The following is a 2,469-nucleotide window of genomic DNA, read 5'->3' on the forward strand; positions in this document are numbered from 1 at the left end:
CGGCGCGCCCGAGCGCAACCGCTTCTCGGCCCGCGTCACCGACGTCGTGTTCCAGGGCGAGAGCCTGCGCGTCTTCCTCGCGCTCGATGACGGCATGCCGCTCAGCCTGCGCCAGCCCAGCCATTTCGAGGCCGCCCGCCGCATCCCGCCGGTCGGCGAGCGCGTCGAGATCAGCATCCACCCGCAGGACACGATCATCGTGTCGGAGGCGAGTGGCTGAAACATCCTCCAATCCATCCCGACCAGCCATAAGAGAAGTTGATCATCATGGCCCTACGCGATTTCAAGGTTCTCACATTCGACGTCGTCGGTACGCTGATCGACTTCGAAACCGGCGTTTTGACCGCCGTGCGCCGCATCGGCGGGCCAGCGGCGGCAAAGCTGAGCGACGACGAGATCTTCGGCCCCTATATCGAGGGGCGCGACGCGCATTACGAACGCTCGAGCATCGCGTTCAAGCTCGTCTATCTGCATCTTGCCAAGAAGCTCGGCCTGCCCGCCGACGAGGCCTCGGCCGATGCGTTTCAGCACGCCATGTTTCGCCACCCCGCTTTCCCGGATTCAGCCGAGGCGCTGGCGCGGCTGCGCCGGCACTACCGGCTGGTCGCGATGACCAATGCCGACCGCCCGACCTTCGCTTTTTACGACGAGGCCCTGGGGCGGCCTTTCCACGACAGCATCACCGTCGACGAGGCGCTGCACCCGAAGCCCGACGCGCGCTACTTCGCCTATAACCGTGGGCGTCAATCGGCCTTCGGCTTCAAGCAGGCCGACATCATTCACGTCGCCCAGAGCCAATATCACGATATCCGCCCGGCCAAGCCGCTCGGCTATGCCACCTGCTGGATCGAACGTCGCCGCGGATTGAAGGGCTTTGGCGGAACGCCCGCCGTGCCCGAGATCACGCAGGCGGATTATTGCTTCCCGACCCTGAAAGCCCTGGCCGACGCTGTCGACGCCGACGCGGCGGCGTGACCGCTCTCATGAGACACCAAGCCGGCATGTGCCGGCTCGGCTTGGATCCAAACCATTGGCGACGCGGTGGACAATCTCAGCCCCGCGTTCGCTGGAAACGGCCTTCGGGGCGCCCGAACGGCAATCCCGAACGGAACTGACAAGCATTCAAGCATTGACGGTCAACAACTAAAACGAGGGGACTTGATATGGCTAAATCAAACACTGGAATCGTTAAGTCATTCGCACTGTATGCGGCGATGACCGCATCCACTGTGGCATTCATCGGCTCGGCCACTGCGGCAGAACAAGTGACCTATGTCGGCCAAGGCGGCGCGTCCCAGAAGGCCGACACCGTCGCCATCCTCGATCCGGTGGCCAAGAAGCTCGGCATCACCGTCAACCAGGACAGCGTGCCCGATGCCTGGCCGATCATGCGCTCGCAGGTCGCCTCGGGGAAGCCGACCTGGGATGTCGTCATGGTGGCGACGAATTACTGCCTGCGCGGCGGCGAGCAGAACATCGTCGAGAAGCTCGATTTCAGCAAGATCCCCAACGCAGCGGCGATGCCGGCCGACTATCGCAGCGATTATTCGATTGTTTATGAGACCTATTCCAGCGTGCTCGGCTACAGCCTGAAGAAGTATCCCGATGCGGCCACCGCGCCCAAGAGCTGGGCCGATTTCTGGGATGTGAAGAAGTTCCCGGGCCGGCGCTCGCTGCGCAACCACCCGCTCGCCACGCTCGAAGCCGCACTGATGGCCGACGGCGTCCCGGCCGACAAGCTCTACCCGCTCGATGTCGACCGCGCCTTCAGGAAGCTCGAGGAGATCAAGCCCAACATCACCGTCTGGTGGACCTCGGGCGCACAATCGGCCCAGCTCCTGAGCGATGGCGAAGTCGACATGGTGATGGCCTGGAACGGCCGGATCTCGGCATTGGTCGCTGACGGTGCAAAGGTCACCTATACCTATAATCAGGGCGTCCTGCAGCACACCTCGCTTTGCGTGCTCAAGGGCGCGCCGAATTTGGCAACGACCTACAAGTTCCTGAACGAGGCGTTCGATCCGAAGATTCAGGCCAATCTGCCGATGCAGATCGACTACGGCCCGGGCAACCCCAAGGCGTTCGACACCGGCGTGATCCCGGCCGCGCGCGTCAAGGAGCTGCCGAGCGCGCCGGAAAACGCCAAGGTGCAGGCGCTGATGTCCTATGCCTGGTGGACCTCGGCTGCCGGCGAAGCGGCGGAAAAGCGCTGGCTCGCCTTCGCCCAGAAGTGAGCAGCCGACAGACGTCATTCTCGGGCCGCGCCAAGCGCGGACCCGAGAATCTCTTGCAGGAGATGCTCGGGTCAGGCCCGAGCATGACGGAAAGGGGATGACGTGACCCAATCAGCCATCGATCCATCCCTGCGCTACCAGCGCCGCGAACAGGGGCTGATGCTCCTGCTCGCCTCGCCGGCCGTGATCGTGATCGTGGCGCTCGTCGTGCTGCCCGTCGGCTGGCTGATGGGCC

General features: G+C 63.8%; 3 protein-coding genes. All 3 read left to right on the forward strand.

The features are described 5' to 3' along the window. Nucleotides 1-220 (forward strand): TOBE domain-containing protein (locus CYD53_RS29685; protein WP_146056048.1); only part of this gene is annotated, 220 nt, incomplete at its 5' end. Nucleotides 221-267: 47 nt separating this feature from the next. Beyond that, complete coding sequence (locus CYD53_RS29690; RefSeq protein WP_103721670.1) at nt 268-975, forward strand: HAD-IA family hydrolase; 708 nt, start codon at nt 268-270, stop codon at nt 973-975. Between the two features lie 239 nt (nt 976-1,214). Further along, nucleotides 1,215-2,234 carry an ABC transporter substrate-binding protein gene (locus tag CYD53_RS29695; protein ID WP_181012088.1) on the forward strand — a complete coding sequence of 340 codons (1,020 nt, stop codon included), beginning with the start codon at nt 1,215-1,217 and terminating at the stop codon, nt 2,232-2,234. Nucleotides 2,235-2,469 lie beyond the last annotated feature (235 nt).

It is taken from the genome of Allobosea psychrotolerans (genome assembly GCF_002917105.1).
Classification (GTDB): Bacteria; Pseudomonadota; Alphaproteobacteria; order Rhizobiales; family Beijerinckiaceae; genus Allobosea; species Allobosea psychrotolerans.

Excerpts from the sequence above, each read along its gene's own strand:
- CYD53_RS29690 (WP_103721670.1), top strand. The coding sequence starts at position 268 with ATGGCCCTACGCGATTTCAAGGTTCTCACATTCGACGTCGTCGGTACG.
- CYD53_RS29695 (WP_181012088.1), top strand. The coding sequence starts at position 1,215 with ATGACCGCATCCACTGTGGCATTCATCGGCTCGGCCACTGCGGCAGAA.